Here is a 20858-nt window from a genome sequence, read left to right on the forward strand (position 1 = left end):
CTCTACTCTGATTAAATTGCTGGGATTGGTTGAGAATATCAACCAAATAGTGTAGCTATTTTGTGGTAATAAAGTTATTGGGTCTGGTCTGGACGACATTTTCTGAGACAAGGATCACTTGTTTTTCGTCGATCTCTGTGGACGACAGCTTCTCAGCTTCTAGATAGGTATTGGATCGCCGAGATCGATTGAATGATAAGATCGGGACCCGTGGTATCGACTTTGGTCACCAATCTGAACTCGAGTCCAGTCTTTCAATATCGATTCATTCGAGTGCGTACCAGTCGAAGCGCTCGATCGCGTACCGGTAGGAGACGACCGGTGCGATCAGGCCGCCGATCAGCACGATCCACGCCCCGACGGTGATGGCGCGTGCGGAGATTGAGATATCGGGAACCGGCGTCCATGCGGCGACCGACGCGATCAGCCCGGCGATCGTCTCGGGAGCCTCAAGATAGATCACGAGCGCGGCGATTGTGGGGAGGACGATCGCGAGCGTGTAGACGACGAAGGCCGTCTTGCTCGGCATTACGGCCTCGCGGTTGTTCGTCACATTGACGCTGCCGAAGCGAGGAAATGCCGACCCGATTCCCGATGCCAGTGCCGGCGTGACGACCGCTCCAACGACGGTGCCGGCAGCTAGGGCAGTGGCCTGCTTGAGCGAGAGCGGGCTGACGATTCCGAATGCGAGCGACACGAGGAGGGCAAGCGGAACGGCAACGAGCGCACCGGCGAGCATGCGGCCGCGGATCGCCTGCCGGCCGGTGAGCGTCGACGTGACGACGGCGGGCAGCGCCGGGCCGAGGTCGCCGAGCGGGTTGAGCGTAAACAGGACCCCGGTCGTCCAGACCACGTACAGACAGAACACGACAGCCATGAACGACGGCACTGTGCCGGTCTCAATAATCTGCTGGATGAAACCGAGCACGCCGAGCAGCGGATAGCCGGCGTACGCCAAGCGGATCGGCGCTCGCTTCGTCCGACGGACCGCTGTCACCGCCACCGTCCGGACCGGTCGCGAGACGCTTCCCGGGAGGAGGCCGGAGAGTTGGTCGGATGATGTCTTTTCGTCGATCTCCTCGTCGTCAGTTCGGGCCGAATCAGCGAACCAGTGGCGCTGTGCAGAGGGGATACCGGCGATGAAGGCGACCCCGACGAGGAGAGAGGATCCGGCGACCGCACCGGCGATGCCGACCATCGACGGGTCGATACCGGGGACTCCGACCAGCAGCAGGTGGCCGGGCCATCCGAGCGGGCTGGTCTGTAACGTCGTGAACAGTGACCACATGACTACGTTTAGTCCGCCGGTCGCAATCGCGCTGAAGTAGACGAGCCAGAACGCGGCGAACAGCAGTGTTCGATACCGAGCGACCGGCTCGTAGACGGTGATCAGGTGCCGAACCCAGACGCCGATGACGAATCCGACGGGGATGGCGGTGAGCAGGAGAAGGGCGACCAGCAACGGTGCGACGAGTACTGGAAGTACCGTCCCCGTTCCGTATGCGAACGCGGCGGCGAAAAGCACAGCGAGGGGTATCAGAACGCTCGCATAGAGTGCAGTTTCGGCGGCAACGATACCGATGATGATGTTCCGGACCGTCGTTGACAACAGGAGAAAAGCCGGTTCGTCGACGTTAGCAACTGTCGTCACGGTACGTAGGATTGACATCACTACCAGAGACACCCACAGGACTGCAACACCGCCGGTCACGATCTCTGTGACCGTCGTCGCGACCTCCGTCGACACCGTTCCGGCGGCGGCCTGTTCCCCGAGTTCCGGGAGGAATAACAAGCCAAGGGCCGTAACCGGCCCGAGGACGAACAGCGCGACTGCCGCCATCATGAGCAGTTTCGTTCGATTACCGACCATCGCTCGCACGGTGCGCCGCACTTCCGTTTCGGCGACGGTCATCGAAATCGGGGCGCGTCCCATCAGCTCCCACCTCGGCTCGAGTGGACGGGGTACGGGCGTGCGTGAATCACAACCGATGCTCCGTTGCGCGCTTAGTAAACTGTTTGGATGTTTGTCATTCCGCTTGTTCCGATCCCGTTCTCGAGTGCCGATCGACCTGGCGGCGCTCGCATCGCTGCAAGCTATGACACACATTTAATTATACCGCGGTGAAAGGAATCCTATGAGCCCTGTCGACGCCCTCGCTATCGAAACCGACGGACTGACCAAGCGCTACGGCGAGACGACCGCCGTCTCGGAGCTGACGATGGACGTCGATCGCGGGACCGTCTACGGCTTTCTCGGCCCCAACGGTGCGGGGAAGACGACCACGATGCGGATGCTGACGACGCTGACGAAGCCGACCGACGGGACCGCCCGCGTCGCCGGCCACTCGATCGCGGATCGGGAGTCAGTCACGCCACACATCGGGTACCTCCCCGAGGAGCCGCCGGTCTACGACGAACTCTCCGGCCGCGAGCAACTCGAGTACGCTGCCGGACTGCGGGACATCCCCGAGGCCGACGCCGCAGAGCGCATCGAGTCGCTACTCGAGCGCTTTGACCTGCTCGAAGACGCGAACAAACGCATCGAGGACTACTCGAAGGGGATGCGCCAGAAGGTCGGCGTCATTCAGGCGGTCCTCCACGAACCGGACGTGGCCTTCCTCGACGAGCCGACGAGCGGGCTCGATCCCCGCGCCGCGCGGACGATGCGGGATACCATCGCCGACCTGGCCGATCGGGAGATGACGATCTTCCTCTCGACGCACATCCTCCCCGTCGTCGACGAACTGGCCGACGAGATCGGCGTGCTCCACGATGGCGAACTCGTCGCGGAGGGCGACCCCGAGACGCTCAAGTCCCGTGCCGAGACCGGCGATGCCCGCAGCTTGGAGGACGCCTTCCTCGAGATCACCCGCGAGCACGGACAGGAGGGTATGGCGGCAGAGCCGTCGTTCGAGTGAGACGAGCCCAATTCGAGCGATGACGCCTCGAGTCGGGTTCGGTCGGCGGATAGCCACTCACGAGACGGACAGAGAACCCCGAATCGGGTCGTAGCTGTCTGCTGTGACGTTAGATTCTCATATGATTTTAGTATTCGGCTCCCGTACTACCGCCCGGTGGTGAGAAGGCATGGTGCAGAGAGATATCACCGGCATCGATCTCGAGTCCCGACTCGCCGACTACGTCGCGACGATCGACCGATACGATCTCCTGCTCGGCCTGATTCCGACGGGCTTCGTGACTGCTGTCCTCGCCGGTCGCCTCCTCGATCTCCCCGTCGAAACGACCCTTCTCTGGGGCGTCGCCGTCGCCGCCATCGCGCTGGTCGACGGGTTGTTCGTCCGGCCGCCGTCGCGGCCACGAGACGTGTGACTCTCGCTCGCCGGTAGCGTCGCAGTCTCACGAGTACGAATACGAGCATCGAAGTCGTTTCTCGAGTCGATACGTCGGTCGCCTCAGCAGCGCTGTGGGCCGATTCGGCGACGAGCGACGAGCGGCCATTCGGCCGCTCGGATTAGGGATTGAAGACCCCGCGCTCGAGGCCCTCACGGACGGGCTCGTGCTCGGCGTCCGTCGGCGGCGGACTCGTCACGAGCAGGGCCTCGAGTCGGCCGTCCTCGTCGGCTCGAACGCCGCGATCGACGTCGGCTCCGACGGCGACCACGTCGCCGGGACCGACGACGTGTTCGGTCTCCCCCTCGCGGACGACGCCGGTACCCGACCGGACACAGATCGTCACGTCGCTGCCGGGCGCGTGGACCGGGATGAACTGTCCCGGCTCGAAGTAGCCGAGGACGGTTTTCATCCGGTCGCTCCGAAAGACCGGGCGGGTGCTGAATCGGTGCTCGTCGTACGTTCGTTCGGTGTCGAAATCTGTCGCTGGCATAGCTGAGTGTCCGACGGGCGATCGGGACCCGCCTGTCTCGTCGTTCGAGTCGACGCACCCGACCCGGGTCGGTTTTCTCCCGAACATCTCGGGGACCGCCGTCGCTCGAGACCGCCGCCGAGTCAGTGGTCGGCGGACGGCAGACGGTTCCCGAACGGAATGTTCTAAAACGATCGGGCTCTCTGGTATCCACATGGAGTATCACGAGGCGGCGGACTTCCTCTTCGATCTGCGGCGGTTCCGCCCGAAGCCGGGCACGGAGTCGACGGCCCGGCTGCTGTCCCACCTCGAGGACCCACACGACGACGTCGACTTCGTCCAGATCGCCGGCTCCAACGGGAAGGGGAGCACGGCCCGAATGCTCGAGCGGACCCTGCGGGAGGCCGGCTATTCCGTCGGTCTCTACACCTCACCCCACCTCGAAGACCTCCGCGAGCGCGTCCGCATCGACGGCCGGAAGATCCCCCGCGCCGCGGTCTGTGAGTACGTCGACACCATCCACGACTACATCACGGCACGCGGTGCCGACGGCGATTCGCCGACCTTTTTCGAGACGATGACCGCGATGGCGCTGTGGCAGTTCGGCCGCGAGGATGTCGACATCGCCGTCCTCGAGGTCGGTATCGGCGGCAAGTACGACGCCACGAGCGTCGTCAACCCGGTCGCGAGCGCGGTGACGAGCGTGACCTTGGAGCACACGGGCATCCTCGGCGACACTGTCGAGGAGATCGCCCGCGACAAGGCCCACGTCGCGCCGGCAAACACGCCGCTCGTGACGGGCGTCACCGGGAGCCCGCTCGAGGCGATCCGCGAGGTCGCCGGCGACGTAGTGACTGTCGGATCGGAACCCGACGAGACCGATGGCGACGACGAGGGCTCGCGACCGGCCGTCCGCGTCGCCTACGGCGGGCGGACCAACCACACCGAAGCCGCCGTCTCGATCGACGCCGACGACTGGGACCTCGAGACGCGGATTCCGCTGCTGGGCGCACATCAGGCCGAGAACGCGGGTATCGCCGTGACCCTCGCCCGGCAGGTCGGCGACGTTTCGGCGACGGACCTCGCACGCGGCCTGCGGAGCGCCCACTGGCCGGGCCGGTTCGAGGTGCTCGACACCGAGCCGCTGGTCGTCCTCGACGGCGCGCACAATCCGGGTGCCTGCGAGGGGCTCGCCGAGACGCTCGGGACCTACGACTACGACGACCTCCACCTCGTCTTCGGCGCGATGCACGACAAAGACCACCGCGAGATGGCCGCCCTCCTGCCGACGCCGGATACCGTCACCGTGGCCGAACCCTCACTCGACCGCGCCGAGGACTCGGCCGTCCTCGCGGACGTCTTCGCGGACGCCGGTGCCGGCACCGTCCGCACCGAGACGGCGGTGCCGGACGCGCTCGCAAGCGCCCTCGCCGACGCCGAGCGCGGCGACTGCGTGCTCGTCACCGGCTCGCTGTTCGCGGTCGCCGAGGCCCGCTCGCGGTGGACCCGAACCGACGTTTCGAAGCGGGTCCGCGACCGCTCGGACGCCCGCGACGCGCTCGAAGCCGCGAACGTCGCCGGGGGCGACGTGGAACGGCTGGACGGCGACGCCGTCCACCGGGTCGTCAGGACGGCGCTGCGGGACCGGCAGGCGACCGTCCTCAAGGAGGAACTGCTCCGGGTCGGGGGCGAGTGCGCCCTCTCCGGCCTCGAGCGCGACGACGAGGTCGTCGACGCCGTGCTGATGGGCACGCTCGCCCAGTTCGAGGCGCTCGTCGAGGCGCTCGAGACCCGATCCCGCCCCCACGGGTTGGCCGACGTCGCCCGCGAGTTGCGGGCGACCCTCGAGATCGACGCCGATACCGGTGCTGGCGTCGGGGCCGAAGGCGAAACGGGTGCGGGTGTCGGTGACGAAGGACGCGACGCCACAGCCGTCGAGACCGACGCGTCGGAGGCGGATCGCCGGACGGGTCGAGTCCGCGCTCCCGGCTGGGCGACCGACGGCTCGAGCGGCCCGGACTACCCGTGGGCGGACCGAACCGCCGTGATGGGGATCCTGAACGTCACGCCCGACAGCTTCCACGACGGCGGCGAGTACGACGCGCTCGAGGACGCCGTGGCTCGCGCCGAGGCGATGATCGAGGCCGATGTCGACGTGATCGATATCGGCGGGGAATCCACCCGGCCGGGTGCGGCCCCCGTCTCGGTCGCGGAGGAACTCGAGCGGGTCGTCCCCGTGATCGAACGGATCGCAGACCTCGACGCCCTGATCTCGGTCGACACGCGCCGGGCCGCCGTCGCCGACGCCGCGCTCGAGGCCGGCGCGGACATCATCAACGACGTTTCGGGGCTCGAGGACCCCGAGATGCGCTTCGTGGCGGCAGATCACGACGCGGGACTTGTCGTCATGCACAGCATCGACGCACCGGTCGTGCCGGACCGCGACATCGAGTACGACGACGTCGTCGCGGACGTGATCGACCAGCTCTCCGAACGCATCCTGCTGGCCGAGAAGGCCGGACTCGATCGCAGTCAGATCATCGTCGATCCCGGCATCGGCTTCGGCAAGTCCGCCGCCGAGAACTTCGAACTCCTCGATCGGATCGACGAGTTCCACGCGCTCGGCTGCCCGGTGCTGTTCGGCCACTCCCACAAATCCATGTTCGCACAGGTCGGCCGCGAGTCCGGCGAGCGACTCGAGGCGACCGTCGCGGCGAGCGCGCTGGCGGCCGACCGCGGGGCCGACCTGATCCGCGTCCACGACGTTCCCGAGAACGTCGCCGCGGTCCGCACGGCGCTCGCCGCGCGCGATCCGGCGCAGTTCGACTGGGAGCCGTAGTCGCCGCTCCCGCGGTCCGGTTCCATCCGTCCCCGACAGCCGCTAGCCAGCAGCCGTTCGACGATCGACGCGAGACGTCGCTCGAGGCGTACCCGCACTGATGAGCGGCGCGAGCCGTCCGGGACTGGACTTATCCCGCTCGAAGACCACGTGCGCAGGTATGTGCGAACGGGCGGCGGCCTCGGAGCGGGACTTCTGGGCGGACGCGGACGAATCCGAGGCGCTCCAGCGATATCGAACGCTCGTCGACATCGTCGACGACGGCATCTACCAGCTCGATCCCGACGGACGGTTCGTCGCGGTCAACGATCGCATCGTCGAGCTGACGGGCTACGCACGCGACGACCTCCTCGGCGAGCACATCTCGCTCGTCCTCGGCGAGGACGATCACCGCCGAATCGAACGGGGGATTTCGACGCGACTCTCGACGGGCGACCGGCGGCGACAAACGTTCGAACTGGCGGCCCAGACCGCCGACGGAGAGACGGTTCCCTGTGAACTCCGGTTGAGTCTCCTGACCGACGACGGCGAGTTCCGGGGCACCGTCGGTATCGTTCGCGACATCACCGAGCGAAAACGCGCCGAGGCCATCATCGAACGCCGAGAACTCGAGGAGGAACTCCAACTGTTCCGAACCCTCCTCGATCACTCTACCGACAGCGTGCTCGTCATCGATCCGGAGACGGGACGGTATCTGGACGTCAACGAAACCGCCTGTCGACGCCGCGGATACACTCGCGAGGAACTGCTGTCGCTGACGGTTCCCGACGTCGAGACCGGACTCTCGGACCGAGACGCGTGGGACTCCTTCGTCGCCGATCTGCGGACCGAGGGGTCGCTCACGTTCGAGGGCCGTCACCGACGGAAGGACGGCACGACCTATCCCGTGGAGGTCAACGCCGCCGCCGTCGAACTCGACCGGGAGTACGTCCTCGCGGTCTCGCGGGACGTCACCGAGCGCCGGGAGCGAGAGCGCGAACTCGAGCGCAAGGAGCGGCGATACGAGGCCGTCTTCGAGGACCCGAACATCCTCGTCGGCCTGCTCGAGCCTGACGGGACGGTCATCGACATCAACCGGACGGCGATGGAGTACGTCGACGCCGACCTCGCGGACGTGACCGGTGAGCCGTTCTGGGAGACCCCGTGGTGGGGCGAGAGCGGCGGCGTCCGGGACGACGTCAGGGAGTGGATCGAGCGGGCGGCGCGGGGCGAGTACGTAGACTTCGAGACGGACCTCGTCGGTCCGGACGGCCAGCAGTACTCCATCAGCGGGTACTTCCGGCCGGTGACGAACGACGACGGCGAGGTGGTCTCGATCATTGTCTCGGACCGCGACGTCACCGATCGCAGGGAGCGCGAGCGGGAGCTACGGCGGTACGAACGGATCATTGAGACGATCGACGACGGCGTCTACGTGCTCGACGGCGACGGCCGGTTCCTCACGGTGAACGAGGCCTTCGCCGATATGCTGGGCCGCGACCGCGCGTCGCTGGTCGGGGAGCACGCGTCGATGGTCTTTCCGGAATCGAAGGTCGACCGAGCCGAGCGGCTCCAGCGGGAGATGATCGCGGGCGAGACCGACATCGCGGAACTGGACGAGCACGTCACCACTGCCGACGGCGAGATCCCGGTCGTGACTCGGTTTACCCCCTTCGAGACGGACGACGAGGTCGGTCGCGTCGGCGTCGTCCGCGACGTTACGGACCGCGTCGAACGCGAGCACCGGCTCGAGCGGAACAAGGAGCAACTCGAGACCCTGTTCGAGGTGCTGCCGGTCGGAGTCATCGTCGCGGAGGCCGACGGGGCGATCGTCGCGGCCAACGACATCGCACACGAGATCTGGGGCGGGGACGTGTTCGACGTCGAGTCCGTCGACGAGTACGAGCGGTATTCGCTGCGGTGGGCCGACTCGGGCGAGCGGGCCGACCCCGAGGAGATGACGCTGGCCCGGGTGCTCCGCGGCGAGGAGGTGCGGGACCCGGACGTCTTCGAGATCGACGCCGCCGACGGCGAGCGCCGGACCATCGAGGCGGCGGGCATGCCGATCCGCGACGAGGCCGGCGAGGTGAGCCGCGGGGTGATCACGCTGAGCGACGTCACCGAGCGCAGAGACGCCCAGCGACAGCTCGCCGAGTCAGAACAGCGCTATCGGACGATCGTAGAGAACTTCCCCAACGGTGCGGTCGGGTTGTTCGACGAGGACCTTCGGTATACGGCCGCCGGCGGGGCGATTCTGGCGGCGGTCGGCACCTCGGAGGACGAGATCGTCGGGAAGACCCTCTGGGAGCGGTACCCGGACGCGCTGGCCGCGCAACTCGAGCCGAACTTTCGAGCCGCGCTCGACGGCGACACCAACGCCTTCGAGATCGACTTCCACGGCCGCCACTGGATCGCGTACACGCTGCCGGTCACGGACGACGGCGGCGACGCGTTCGCCGGCATGGTCATGGTTCAGGACATCACGGAACGCCGGGAGTACCAGCGAAAGCTCGAGGAGTCCAACGAGCGCTTAGAGCAGTTCGCCTACGCTGTCTCCCACGACCTCAAAGAGCCCCTGCGGATGGTCACGAGCTATCTCCACCTCCTCGCGGACCGGTACGGCGACGCCTTCGACGAGGACAGCGAGGAGTTCCTCGAGTTCGCCGTCGACGGGGCCGAGCGCATGCGCGAGATGATCGACGCGCTGCTCGAGTACTCGCGAATCGAGACGCGGGGCGATCCGCTGGAACCGGTCGATCTGGACACGGTGGTCGCCGACGTGCGCACCGACCTCCAGCTCCGGATCGACGAGACCGACGCCGAGATCACGACCGAGCCGTTACCCGTCGTCGAGGGCGACGCGAACCAGCTGCGGCAAGTGTTCCAGAACCTGCTGTCGAACGGGATCGAGTACAGCGGCGGCGAGCGGCCCCGAGTACAGATCAGTGCCGAGCGCGACGGCGAGAACTGGGAGATCTCGGTCAGCGACGAGGGGATCGGGATCGATCCCGACGACCGAGAGCGCATCTTCGAGGTGTTCCAGCGGCTTCACACCCGCGAGGAACACGACGGCACGGGGATCGGCCTCGCGCTGTGCGAGCGCATCGTCGAGCGCCACGGCGGCGAGATCCGGGTCGACTCGACGCCCGGCGAGGGGACGACGTTCTCGTTTACGCTCCCCGCCGCGAGCGGGGACGAGGCGTAATCGGCCGCCTCGAGCACCGATCGCGTCCGTCGAACGCCGCGAGCACCGTCAGTCGCCGTCCACCGTGTCGGTTTCGGGCGAATACTCGTCGGGCCCGCAGCCCAGCGACCGGTGCGGACAGTGCCGGCAGTGCTCGCCCGGCGTCGTCTCCCGGAACGAGGGCTCATCGACCGCCTCGAGCGTCTCGAGGACGGAGTCCCATGCCGGCAGTGCGTCGGGTTCGAAGCAGTCGACGCGGGGGCCGTCGACGTCGCCGACGTAGACGTAGCCGACGGCCGAAATCGGCTCGTCGAACCGTTCCTCGCAGGCCCGCAGGTAGAGCGCTAACTGGACGGCCTCGTCAGGGGAGAGCCGCTCGGCGGTGGCCTTGTAGTCGAGGATGGCGAGCCCGCCGTCGGGCAGCCGCCGAACCGAGTCCACGTAGCCGACTACGTCGCCGGTCACGCCGTCGATGTCCTCGAGCGAGAAGGGGAGCTCCGCGGCCAGCGGCTCCCAGTCGGCGACCGGTTGGTCGTACGCGGGCGCGGTCGCCTCGAAGTAGCGATCGACACAAGCGAGGACGCCCTCGCGGTGTGCGAGCAGGTCGCGCGCGGTGAGCTGTCTCACGGCGGCCTCGCGCCAGGCCTCGGGGCTGTGGTACTCGCGGTGGAAGGCCTCCTCCGCGACATCGTGGAAGACGGTGCCGACGATCCGCGCCGACGGGTCGGCGGCCGCCGCGGTCCCGGTTCCGGCCCGTTCCGCCCCCTCGAGCGGATCGGGGTCGTCGATCGCTCGGACGACATGATCGAGGTAGTGTTTCCGCGCACAGGTCTCGTGGGTGTCCATCGCGGAGTAGCTGTGCCGCATCGCGACCGGGAGGTCGGTCGCCGTCGCCAGCGTCTCGACCGGGAAGCGGACGGTGTCGGTCGTCAGCGCGGAGAGCCGGCGGCCGCTGGGAACGCGAGCAGTCGGCTCCGTGGCGTCGGCCGACGCCGCCTCGAGCGGACCGTAACCCGCGGCGTCGGCGGCCGACAGCAGGGTCCCGTCGCGAAGCTGCCGGCCCAACCGGTGGACGGTCTCGACCGCCTCGCGGGTCTCGAGGGGCTCGACGGGGCGGTCCCCGTAGTCGGCGTAGTAGGTGATCGTTCCCGGGCTCTCGCCGGCCGAGGCGGCGATTTCGTCGGTGCGGTCGACGACCGTTTCGGGGTAGACCTCGCGCACCCGCTCGAAGCTCTCGGTCAGCGACGACCAGAGATCCATTCGCTGGCCGGTCACGGACCACTCGATGTCGGTCGCGAGGCAGGCGTCGGCCGTCGACGCGGCGAGTTCGTCCTCGTCGCCGTCGTACTCGTAGTCGGAGCCGAACACGAACAGGTGGTTCTCGGCCCGCGTGAGCGCGACGTGGAGCACCCGCCACTCCTCGCCGACCCGCTCCGCGGCGAGATCGGCGTGCAGCGGGGAGTCGACGTCGTCGTCGAGCGTCGCGGCCAGCAGCCGGTATCGCGCTCGCTCGACGTAATCCCCGTCGACGCACCACTCCTCGTCCGAGAGGTAGGGCACGAGGACGGTATCGAACTCAAGGCCCTTCGCCTGATGGACCGTCATCACGTCGACGCAGTCGTCGGATCGGGTCCCGCGGGTCCGGTCGCTCCCGCCGCTTCGCAGGGTCTGGGCGAGCGCGTCCACGAACTCGGTCGAGAGCGACTGGACGACGCCGTCGGCGTCGTAGGCCTCGACGAACCGCTCGAGGCGGTCGAACTGGGCCCGCTCCTCGCTCGTACAGAACCACTCGATCCGCGTCAGTTCCCGGAACCGGCGGACGAATCCCGAGAGGGGGTAGACGTCCCGGACCCGCTCGAGTTCCGCGAGGTGGTCCCGCGCCGTCGCGAGTCCGTCGGGGTGCTCGAGGTCGAGCGCCCCCGGATCGGCCGCCGTCACCGCGTCATACAGCGAGCCGTCCTGCCGTTGCAACGCCGCGAGATCCCCCTCGGGGAGCCGGTACCGGTAGAGCAGCACGCGCCGGAGGTGGGCGTCCGCGTCCGGTTCGACGAGGACGCGCAGGTACGAGAGCACCGTCCGGATCCCGGGCGAGATCTCCCCGCGGGGCGAGCCGGAGATCTCGTAGGGGATCTGCAGGTCCCGCAGTGCGTCCGCGACGGCCTGTGCGTGGTGGTTCGTCCGGACGATAACCGCGAGATCGCCCAGCGAGCGCTGGGGGACGTTCGCGGCCTCGCCGTTGAGCAGCCGCGAGACCGTCGTCGCGACCTGTTCGGGCGTCGACTGGGGCACCGCGTCGCTCTCGACCTTGACGACCCGGTCCGGCGGCTCCGCCTCGTCGTAGCTCCCGCGCGTTCGGCCGTCCTCCCGCAGCGTCTTCGAGGACTGCGGGCCGTAGTCACAGCCGTTGGTCAGGTCCAGGATCTCCTGTCTCGAGCGGAAGTTGAGCTCGAGTTCGATCGCCTCGTGGTCGTCGTAGGCGTCGGCCAGCCGGTCGAGGCCCTCGCGGTCGGTGCCGCGCCAGCCGTAGATCGCCTGATCCTTGTCGCCGATCGCGAGCAGGTCCGGCCGGTCGGGGCCGTCCGTGAGTTCGGTGACCAGCGAGAACTGAGTCTCGTCGGTGTCCTGGAACTCGTCGCAGTAGACCTGCGTCCACTGGCCGGTGATCTCGTTGGCGATTGCCGGATCATCCAGCAGCCCCGTCGCCGTCCGCACCAGCTCGTCGAAATCCATCGTCCGCTCGGCCTCGAGCGCGTCGTGGTAATCCGCGTAGATGTCGGCGTAGTGGCGGGCCAGCCGGAGGAACTCGACGTAGTGTTTCAGGCGGCCGAAGGGAGTCTGTTCGATCCGGCTCGTCGCCTGCCCCCAGATCCGGTTGCCGAACAGCGACCGGGGCAGGTGTTTCGTCGTCCGGTCGTCGAGCGACAGGGTCTCGATCGTGTTCGTCACGCACGTCTGGAGCGTTCGGAGATAGCGATCGATGTCCCGAACCACGTCGTCCTCGCGGAACGGGTCGGGCGCTTCCGCGATCTTCTCCCGGCAGTAGGAGACGAGTTTGCCGTAGTCGACCAGCGACTCCCGAGCCGTCTCGAGGTACGCCTCCTCGTTGAAGAACCGGAACGCCTCGTTGTCGAACGAGAGGTCCTCGCCGGCCGTTCGCTCGAGCCAGAGGACGAACTCGTTGCACAGCTCGAGGGTGCGAACCGGCGGCAGTCCCGACTGCAGGTCGTCGGGCGTGATGTCCTCCTGACTCATCGATTGGATGAACCGGTCGACGGAGTCGACGAGATCGGCCGGCGAGCCGTCGTTGCGGGTCGACGCGGCCGCGAAATCGTAGTCGTTGGTCGCGAGCAGGCGGCCGATGAGCCGCCGTCGCGTGCGCTCGGTGACGACATCGAACTCGGGGGAGTAGCCCAGGTAGTAGGCGTATTCGCGGACCAGCCGGTAACAGAAGGAGTGGTAGGTGTAGACGTCGATCGCCGCCGCGGCGTCGGGATCGAGCCGCTCGGCGACCGCCGTGCGGATGCTCGCGGCCGCCTCGTTGGCGAAGGTCAACACGAGCACGTCGTCGGGGTCGACATCGCCCCGCTCGACGGCGCGCTCGATCCGGACGAGCATCGTCGTCGTCTTCCCGGTGCCTGCGCCCGCGTCGACGGAGGTACAGGCCGCGCGGCTGTCGATGACCGCCTCCTGATTGCCCTTCGGCTGGATGTCCTCGGCCGCGATATCGAGCGTGCTGGCCCTCTCGGACGCGCCGGATTCGTTGACGGCTCGGTCGGTCTCTGACTCGAGGCTCCGATCGTCCGCTCGATCCCGCTGTGGCGTCTCACCCATCGAAGCGCACCTCCTGACCGATGTATTCCTGACAGCAGACGGTGTACTCGCAGTCGGGACAGGCGTGTTCCTCGATCTGGGCCCAGCGGTCGGACGGATCGAACGGTCCGGAAACGAGGTTCGATGCGACGGTCGCGAGTCGAGTATCGACGGTTTCGTTTCGGTGGTCGTGGGTCATGCCGTAGGTGTGGTGATCGACGTAGACGTCGGTGAGGTCGACGACCTCGAGGCTCGTCTCGACGGTATCCCGGACCCAGTTGACCGCCGTGCCCGATCGGTCGGCCAGCGGAATCTGGACGTATCGGCAGGTCCGATCGCCCAGCTCGAGCCGGTCGCGGAGGGCGCGGAGCCCGTCGATGACGACGGCGGTCTCGAAGAGCGAGCCGACCGGGTCCGGGTCGAACGCGTCCTGCTCGTCGTCGAAGTGGTCGGTGAACAGGTCGGCCACGTCGCCCTCCCAGTCCGACCGGTAGCGCAGGCGGCCGAGCGGCGCGAGCGTCGGGACAAAGCGGACGCCGACGATCGACGAGCCGTCGCCGTAGACGTAATCGACCGCCGCGTCGATCGTCACTGCGTCGGCCGCGGGCGGGTCGGAGCCGCCCGGCGCGTCGGGGAGCGCGACCGTACTCGAGAGCGGTAGCGCTGGTCCGATCAGTTCGCCGCGGGCCGCCTCGGCGTCGAGGGCCTCGAGCCCCGCGGCGTGGTCGACGCCGACGCGCTCGAGGTACGCCGAAAGCGTCGCCTCGAGCACCCGCCGTTCGTGGCGGCGCTGGGCGACGGAGTGGAACGGCTCGTCGTGGTCTGCCCACAGCGCCGAGAGCCGGTCGCGGGCGACGGCCTCGAGTCCCTCGCGGTCGGTCTCGCCGCTCCGGAGCGCGTCGCAGATGGCGGTCCGCAGGAGGGCGACGCGGTCGTCGACGGCGTCGTCGTCGCCTCCCTCGAGTCCGTGGACGTGGGCGAACTCGTACCGGCGGGGGCAGTGCAGCGCGGTGCGGAGCCCGTCGACCGAGAGCGAGGCGGCGCTCGAGTCGACGTCACTCATCGCGGACCACCTCGCCCGCGGCGAACTCGAACTGCGAGCGGACCGCCTCGGCGAGGTCGTCGTCGATGTCGCCCTCCTCGAGCACGACCGCGATCTCCTCGAATAGGGCCTCTGTCTCGCCGAGATCCGCTTCGCCGCCGGTGCTGGCCTCCCGGAGCACCCGCTCGAGTTCACCCCGCGGCTGGGCCAGCAGCGCCTCGAGCGCGTTCGTCTCGCCGTGGATCGCCGCGTCCGCGGCGGCGTCGATCTCCTCGAAGGCGAGGCCGGGCGTCGACTCGATCAGTTTCAGGTAGCGCGATTCGTCGTAGGTCCGCTGCAGGCTTCCCGAACCCCGCTCGTAGGAACAGCAGTAGAGCGCGCGTTCGGCGGCGCGAGCCCCGAGCGCGAGTCGCCTGCGGGACCGCTGGGCGTGGTACGCCTCGAAGGGGTCGCCGATATCAGCCGCGTCGACCGTTTCGAAGGTCTCCGCGATGTCCGCGTCCGAGGGGGCCGTGACCGCGGGATAGGCCGGCATGTTCCGGAGCCACGCCGTCGGGAACAGTTGGGTGAGGAACTGTTCGCCCGGATAGGTCTCGTCGATCAGATCCAGCAGGAAGACTGCCTTCCGCGAGTCGTATTTGAGGTCGTCGACGGCGCAGACGGTCACGCCGCCGGTCGGTGGCCGCGTCTCGACCGCGTGGACGTACGGCGCGTCGTACTGGATCGTCCGGCGGAGCATCCGGCGCAGGCCCTGCCAGTCCGGCCCCACCAGGTCCGTCTCCTCGACGAACCGGGCGATCTCGAGGACGCGCCGGACGCCCTCGTACTGCTCGCGGGCATCGATCCAGTCTTCCTCGCGGGCGATCCGCCCCTTCAGGTCAGTCTCCCGGATCCAGCGCTCGAGCGAGCGGCGCACGCTCGCCCCGGCGGTCGTCGACAGCAGCTCCGGCGAGAACCCGGGGACGCGGGCGCGGAGTCGATCCAGCGAGACGTCTCGCGGGTCGCTCGAGTCCCGCCGGCGGTCGGGTGACTCGGCTCGAGCGAATCGGTCGCCATCGCCGTCTCGTTCGCGTTCACACTGGAGCGTGACGACCGCGTAGAGTTCGTTCACCGCGGGGTCGTCCACCAGCGAGGGGGTGCCGATCGTCGCTGTCGGTACGCCGGCGTCTCGGAGCCGTCGTCTCGTCTCCGGCACGCGCTCGATCCGCGGGACGGCGACGGCGAACTCGTCGTGTGACCAGCCGTGCCGGTCGCGCAGCGATTCGATTTCGGTCGCGACCGCCCGCACCTCTTCGCGGGCCGTCTCGGTCCGAACGCGTCGTGCGACGCCGGCCGGGTCGGCGTCTTCGGGTTCGGCTCTGGCCGCCGCGTCGGGTGGGCTTCGATCCGGCGGTTCGCCGGTCGCGAGGAATCGCGTGATAGCGCGATGCGGGGGAGAGGGTGAGCCCTCAGTCCCGTCTCCGTCGGCGGTCGCGGGCTCGAGCGACTCGACCTCGAGGCCGGCCTCGGCCGCGATGGTCGCGACGCGGCCCGGTTCGACCCGCGTGCGCTCGACGCTGGCGTGGCGCTCGCCGAGACAGACGAGGTCGGCGTCGCGGGTAAGCGCCGCGAGGTACCGGCGGTCGAGCCGGCGGTACTCCTCGAATTCGACGGCGAGGACGGCGTCGAACGAGTCGGTGACTCGAGTACGCAGGCCGTCGGCGTCCGCCTCGAGCAGGTTGACCGCCTGCGGGATCACGTCGGCCCGCTCGACGTAGTCCCGGTCGTCGAGTTCCGCGTGGAACCGGTCATTCATCGCGTACAGGAAGGCGAGACAGTCGTGGGGGTCGTCGCTCTCGAGGTCGTCGAGCCGGAGCCGCTGGCGGGTCGCTGCCAGCAGCAGTTGTCCCACGTCGCGCGAGAAACTCTCGTGGGCGGCCGCGCGCTCGAGGTAGTCGGGCACCGCGCGACTCGCGCCGTCGATTACCAGCGAGATGAGTTCGATACGTTCCTCGTACTCGAGGCGGGAGAGTGTCGGATCGTACTCCTCGATGGTCTTCGAGGCGTGTTCCGGTAGCGATTCGACCCGGGGCGAGCGAGGATCACCGGCAGCCTGTTCGCGGTCGATCGCGGCCAGCGCATCGGTCAGTGACTCGAGGCCCGTCGGATGCCGTTTCAGGACCAGAACGTTTCGCGGCCCGTGTTCCGCCGCGAGGGCGGCGTATTCGGCGGCGACGGTCGCGAACACGTCGCTACCGGGTGCGGGGCCCGGGAGGAGCTTGCAGGTTCCGTCGAGCGTGGGCGGCGGGGACGCCATCGGTTGTACGTCACCGTGTATGGCCGAATCCATACTTAAATGTGGGCACGACCTGCTCGCCGGCTGTCATTCCGGTACTCGATCGACCGCCGATCGCCGCCCGTGGGACCCGTCCCGCGCTCGTCCGGAGCGACTCCAGTCCGACAATCCTTATATTGTATACCGAATACGGTACAGTATGGAGGATATTTTCGTCGCTCGAGTCATGTCCTCGTCGCTGCACACGGTGACGCCGGACACGCTCGTCGAGGACGCCGCACAGGAAATGCTCGCCAACGAGATCGGGTCGGTCGTCGTCGTCGACGACGACAACCGGCTCGAGGGGATCCTGACGACGACGGACTTCGTCAAGATCGTCGCCGAACAGAAGCCGAAAGACCAGACGCCGGTCTCGAAGTACATGAGTGCCGATGTCGTGACGGTCACGGCCCAGGACAGTATCCGCGACGCCGCGGACACGATGGTCGAACGGGGCTTCCACCACATCCCCGTCATCGACGAGGACGAGGGCGTCATCGGGATGGTCACCACGTCGGATCTGGCGGGCTACCTTTCTCGCGTCCAGTCGCCGAGCCCCGAGTAATCGAGTTTCGCTCGGATGCGGGCTCTCGAGGCCGTGTCCAGTGACATGCGGAGCGGCCACGTCGTTCGAGTAGCCCGAGGCCCGCGGAACGAAGGAGTTGAACGCGGCCGCTGACACCTTACTCGACGGCGAATAGTTCCTCGTCCAACCGGCGGCCGCCGGTCCAGCACTCGCCGGCGAATCCACGCCGAACGACGACCTTCAGTCCGCTCATCGCTCGGCCGGTTCGCTGGGCGCACGGTTAGGCGTTCTCACTCCCGCTCGCACCGCGGTCAGTCGTCGTCCATCGGCGCGCTCACGGGCTCGACGCGCTCGCCGCGCGGGCCCTCGAGATCGATCTTGGGGAGCAGGTCCCGCAGGTAACGGCCGGTGTGTGAGTCCTCGAGTCGCGCGACGTCCTCCGGCGTCCCTGTGGCGACGATTTCGCCGCCGTTCTCGCCGCCCTCGGGGCCGAGGTCGATGACGTGGTCGGCGTTCTTGACGAGGTCGAGTTCGTGCTCGATGACGGCGATGGTGTTGCCGTTGTCGGTCAGCCGGTGGAGCACGTCGATGAGTTTGCGCTCGTCCTCGCTGTGGAGCCCCGTGGTGGGCTCGTCGAGCAGGTACAGCGTCTCGCCCGAGTCCTTCTTGCCCAGTTCCTCGGCGAGCTTGATTCGCTGGGCCTCGCCGCCCGACAGCGTGGTCGAGGGCTGGCCGAGTTTCATGTAATCGAGTCCGACGTCTTTGAGCAGCTCGAGCCGGCGGCGGATCTGGCTCGAGGACTCGAAGAAGTCGTAGGCCTCCTCGACTGACATCTCGAGGACGTCGGCGATGGTCTTGTCCTTGTAGGTGACATCGAGCGTGGCGTCGTTGTAGCGATCGCCGCCACACTCCTCACAGGGGACGTACACGTCCGAGAGGAAGTTCATCTCGATTTTCACCGTGCCCTGGCCGCCACACTCCTCGCAGCGGCCCTCTTTGACGTTAAAGGAGAACCGCCCCTTCTCGTAGCCGCGCTGTTTCGCGAGCTTCGTCGAGGCGAACAGCTCCCGGATGTAGTCGAAGACGCTGGTGTAGGTCGCGGGGTTCGACCGCGGCGTGCGGCCGATCGGCGACTGGTCGATCAGGCGGACCGTCTCGATCTGGTCTAAGCCCTCGATGGCGTCGTGATCGCCGGGGATGACGCTCGTGTTGTCGTTCATCTCGCGAGCGAGGCCCTTGTAGAACACCTCGTGCATCAGCGTGGACTTCCCGGAGCCGGAGACGCCCGTAATAGCGGTGAAGCAGCCGAGCGGGATGTCCACGTCGAGATCCTTGAGGTTGTGCTGGCGCGCCCCGCGGATCGTTATCGCGCCGTCGGGGTCGCGTCGCTCGTCGGGCACCGGAATCTGGCGCTGGCCCGAGAGGTAGTCGCCGGTGACGGACCCCTCGGTGGCTTTGACCTCCTCGACGGAGCCGTTGGCGACGACTTCGCCGCCGCGCTTGCCGGGGCCGGGCCCCATGTCGATGACGTTGTCCGCGCGGCGCATGGTCTCCTCGTCGTGTTCGACCACGAGGAGGGTGTTGCCCAGATCGCGCAGTTCCTCGAGCGTGTCGAGCAGCCGGTCGTTGTCCCGCTGGTGGAGCCCGATCGAGGGCTCGTCGAGCACGTAGAGAACCCCGACGAGGCCGGACCCGATTTGGGTCGCGAGGCGGATGCGCTGGCTCTCGCCGCCGGAAAGCGTCGAGGCCTCGCGGTCGAGCGTGATGTAGTCGAGGCCGACCTCGCACATGAACCCGAGTCGCGCCCGGATCTCCTTGAGGATCTCCTCGGCGATGACCTTCTCGCGCTCGGTGAGGTCGGCTTCCATCGACTCGAAGTGCTCGCGGGCGTCGCCGATGCTCATCGCGTTGATCTCGGTGATCGAACTGTCGTCGACGAGCACGGCGCGGCTCGCGGGCTTGAGCCGGGTGCCGTCACAGGCCGGGCACTCCGTGACCGACATGTAGTCCTCGATGTGTTCTCGGGTCGAATCGGAGTCGGTCTCGAGGTACCGGCGCTCTAAGTTCGGAATGACGCCCTCGAAGTGTTTTTTCTTTCGACGGGTGCCGTTCTTGGTGCTGCGCTTGAACACCACTTCGCCGTCCGTGCCGTAGAGGAACGCCTGCTGAATGTCCTCGTCTAGCTCCTCGAACGGCGTCGAGAGCGGCACGTCGAAGTGTTCCGCGACGGCATCGAGCCGGGTCTGGTAGTACGACCGGTTGTAGCTCCAGGGCTCGAAGACGTGTTTGAGCGGCTTGGACTCGTCCTGCAGGACGAGGTCCTCGTCGACTTCCTTAGTTTCGCCCAGTCCCTCGCACTCGGGACAGGCACCGTGGGGCGAGTTAAAGGAAAAGGAGCGGGTCTCGATCTCGGGCACGTCGATCCCGCAGTGGGTACACGCGAGGTCCTTCGAGAACTCGACGACGAATCGGTCATCGGCTTCGGTCTCGTCGCCGAGCGCGCCCGTTCTGCGGGCCTCGTCGCCGAGGTCCGCGGCGACCTCCTCGGAGGCGTCCGGGAGGATGACCTTCATGACGCCCTCGGCCTCGTCGAGCGCCGTCTCGACGCTGTCGATGATCCGCGGGCGAGCCTCGGCCGAGACCTTCACGCGGTCGACGATCACGTCGACGGTGTGATCGAAGTTCTCGTCGAGATCGGGGTCGTCCATCGTGAGGTCGTACTCCTCGCCGTCGATCTCAACGCGGGCGTACCCCTCGGAGACGAGTTCCTCGAAGAGGTCCTCGAAGGCACCCTTCTGGTCGCGGACGACCGGTGCCGCGAGTTTGGCCTTGGTTCCCTCGGGCAACTCGAGGATGCGCTCGACCATGTTCTGGGCCGACTGCTCGCCGACCTCGCGACCGCACTCGGGACAGTGTGGCGTGCCGACGCGGGCGTAGAGCAGCCGCAGGTAGTCGTGCAGTTCCGTGACCGTCCCGACCGTCGATCGGGGGTTGTTCGCGGCGTTTTTCTGGTCGATCGAGATCGCCGGCGAGAGACCCTCGACGGTCTCGACCTGCGGTTTGTCCATCTGGCCGAGGAAGTTCCGGGCGTACGCCGAGAGGCTCTCGATGTACCGGCGCTGGCCTTCCGCGTAGACCGTCTCGAACGCGAGCGATGATTTCCCCGACCCCGAGAGGCCGGTGACGACGGTAAACGCCTCGCGGGGGATCGTCACGTCGATGTCCTTGAGGTTGTGCTCTTCCGCACCGCGCACTTCGATGAAGTCCTTGCTCATCGTTCGGTCGCGCGGAGAGACAGTCCATTCTGTCGACGCAGTTCCAGATTCATTGTATCTGTGTCA

Annotated in this window: 11 protein-coding genes; 5 read left to right on the forward strand and 6 right to left on the reverse strand. The window is 67.5% G+C overall.

All coding sequences use genetic code 11. The features are described 5' to 3' along the window. Nucleotides 1–265 precede the first annotated feature (265 nt). Nucleotides 266–1933, reverse strand: coding sequence for a hypothetical protein (locus C489_RS08045; RefSeq protein ID WP_006430715.1), 1668 nt, complete (start codon nucleotides 1931–1933; stop codon nucleotides 266–268). Between the two features lie 202 nt (nucleotides 1934–2135). Between C489_RS08045 and C489_RS08050 the strand changes: the two genes are divergently transcribed. Together C489_RS08050 and C489_RS08055 are read left to right on the forward strand one after the other, a co-directional pair. After that, the gene (locus tag C489_RS08050; RefSeq protein WP_006430716.1) at nucleotides 2136–2918 is read left to right on the forward strand and encodes an ABC transporter ATP-binding protein; all 783 of its coding nucleotides are present in this window, start codon (nucleotides 2136–2138) and stop codon (nucleotides 2916–2918) included. Between the two features lie 169 nt (nucleotides 2919–3087). Next, nucleotides 3088–3330, forward strand: coding sequence for a hypothetical protein (locus C489_RS08055; protein ID WP_006430717.1), 243 nt, complete (start codon nucleotides 3088–3090; stop codon nucleotides 3328–3330). A 142-nt stretch (nucleotides 3331–3472) separates the two neighbouring features. On the opposite strand, the gene C489_RS08060 is transcribed toward C489_RS08055, so the two are convergent. Next, nucleotides 3473–3844, reverse strand: coding sequence for a cupin domain-containing protein (locus C489_RS08060; RefSeq protein WP_049890726.1), 372 nt, complete (start codon nucleotides 3842–3844; stop codon nucleotides 3473–3475). Nucleotides 3845–4037: 193 nt separating this feature from the next. On the opposite strand from C489_RS08060, the gene folP reads away from it, so the two are divergent. After that, nucleotides 4038–6662 (forward strand): dihydropteroate synthase, encoded by a 2625-nt coding sequence (gene folP, locus C489_RS08065; RefSeq protein WP_006430719.1) that lies wholly within the window; start codon nucleotides 4038–4040, stop codon nucleotides 6660–6662. Nucleotides 6663–6822: 160 nt separating this feature from the next. Continuing rightward, nucleotides 6823–9846 carry a PAS domain-containing sensor histidine kinase gene (locus tag C489_RS08070; protein ID WP_006430720.1) on the forward strand — a complete coding sequence of 1008 codons (3024 nt, stop codon included), beginning with the start codon at nucleotides 6823–6825 and terminating at the stop codon, nucleotides 9844–9846. A 48-nt stretch (nucleotides 9847–9894) separates the two neighbouring features. Here C489_RS08070 and C489_RS08075 read toward each other — a convergent pair whose 3' ends face one another. The 3 genes from C489_RS08075 to C489_RS08085 are packed head-to-tail and all read right to left on the reverse strand — an operon-like array spanning nucleotide 9895 to nucleotide 16973. Then, on the reverse strand, nucleotides 9895–13656 hold the full coding sequence (locus tag C489_RS08075) for a UvrD-helicase domain-containing protein (protein ID WP_006430721.1): 3762 nt from the start codon (nucleotides 13654–13656) through the stop codon (nucleotides 9895–9897). Then, a complete protein-coding gene (locus tag C489_RS08080; protein WP_006430722.1) occupies nucleotides 13649–14698 on the reverse strand; it encodes a PD-(D/E)XK nuclease family protein in 1050 nt (349 codons plus the stop codon). The genes C489_RS08075 and C489_RS08080 overlap by 8 nt, the downstream gene beginning before the upstream one ends. Beyond that, the gene (locus tag C489_RS08085; RefSeq protein ID WP_049890698.1) at nucleotides 14691–16973 is read right to left on the reverse strand and encodes a PD-(D/E)XK nuclease family protein; all 2283 of its coding nucleotides are present in this window, start codon (nucleotides 16971–16973) and stop codon (nucleotides 14691–14693) included. The genes C489_RS08080 and C489_RS08085 overlap by 8 nt, the downstream gene beginning before the upstream one ends. Before the next feature lie 178 nt (nucleotides 16974–17151). On the opposite strand from C489_RS08085, the gene C489_RS08090 reads away from it, so the two are divergent. After that, on the forward strand, nucleotides 17152–17556 hold the full coding sequence (locus tag C489_RS08090) for a CBS domain-containing protein (protein ID WP_006430724.1): 405 nt from the start codon (nucleotides 17152–17154) through the stop codon (nucleotides 17554–17556). Nucleotides 17557–17828: 272 nt separating this feature from the next. On the opposite strand, the gene uvrA is transcribed toward C489_RS08090, so the two are convergent. After that, nucleotides 17829–20792, reverse strand: a complete 2964-nt coding sequence (gene uvrA / locus C489_RS08095) for an excinuclease ABC subunit UvrA (protein ID WP_006430725.1) — start codon at nucleotides 20790–20792, stop codon at nucleotides 17829–17831. Between the last annotated feature and the right edge of the window lie 66 nt (nucleotides 20793–20858).

The organism is Natrinema versiforme JCM 10478, from assembly GCF_000337195.1.
GTDB classification, from domain to species: domain Archaea; phylum Halobacteriota; class Halobacteria; order Halobacteriales; family Natrialbaceae; genus Natrinema; species Natrinema versiforme.

Coding starts and splice junctions, on each gene's coding strand:
- folP (WP_006430719.1), top strand. CDS start 4,038: ATGGAGTATCACGAGGCGGCGGACTTCCTCTTCGATCTGCGGCGGTTC.
- C489_RS08075 (WP_006430721.1), bottom strand. CDS start 13,656: ATGGGTGAGACGCCACAGCGGGATCGAGCGGACGATCGGAGCCTCGAG.
- C489_RS08045 (WP_006430715.1), bottom strand. CDS start 1,933: ATGGGACGCGCCCCGATTTCGATGACCGTCGCCGAAACGGAAGTGCGG.
- C489_RS08085 (WP_049890698.1), bottom strand. CDS start 16,973: ATGGCGTCCCCGCCGCCCACGCTCGACGGAACCTGCAAGCTCCTCCCG.
- C489_RS08060 (WP_049890726.1), bottom strand. CDS start 3,844: ATGCCAGCGACAGATTTCGACACCGAACGAACGTACGACGAGCACCGA.
- C489_RS08070 (WP_006430720.1), top strand. CDS start 6,823: ATGTGCGAACGGGCGGCGGCCTCGGAGCGGGACTTCTGGGCGGACGCG.
- C489_RS08050 (WP_006430716.1), top strand. CDS start 2,136: ATGAGCCCTGTCGACGCCCTCGCTATCGAAACCGACGGACTGACCAAG.
- C489_RS08080 (WP_006430722.1), bottom strand. CDS start 14,698: ATGAGTGACGTCGACTCGAGCGCCGCCTCGCTCTCGGTCGACGGGCTC.
- uvrA (WP_006430725.1), bottom strand. CDS start 20,792: ATGAGCAAGGACTTCATCGAAGTGCGCGGTGCGGAAGAGCACAACCTC.
- C489_RS08055 (WP_006430717.1), top strand. CDS start 3,088: ATGGTGCAGAGAGATATCACCGGCATCGATCTCGAGTCCCGACTCGCC.
- C489_RS08090 (WP_006430724.1), top strand. CDS start 17,152: ATGGAGGATATTTTCGTCGCTCGAGTCATGTCCTCGTCGCTGCACACG.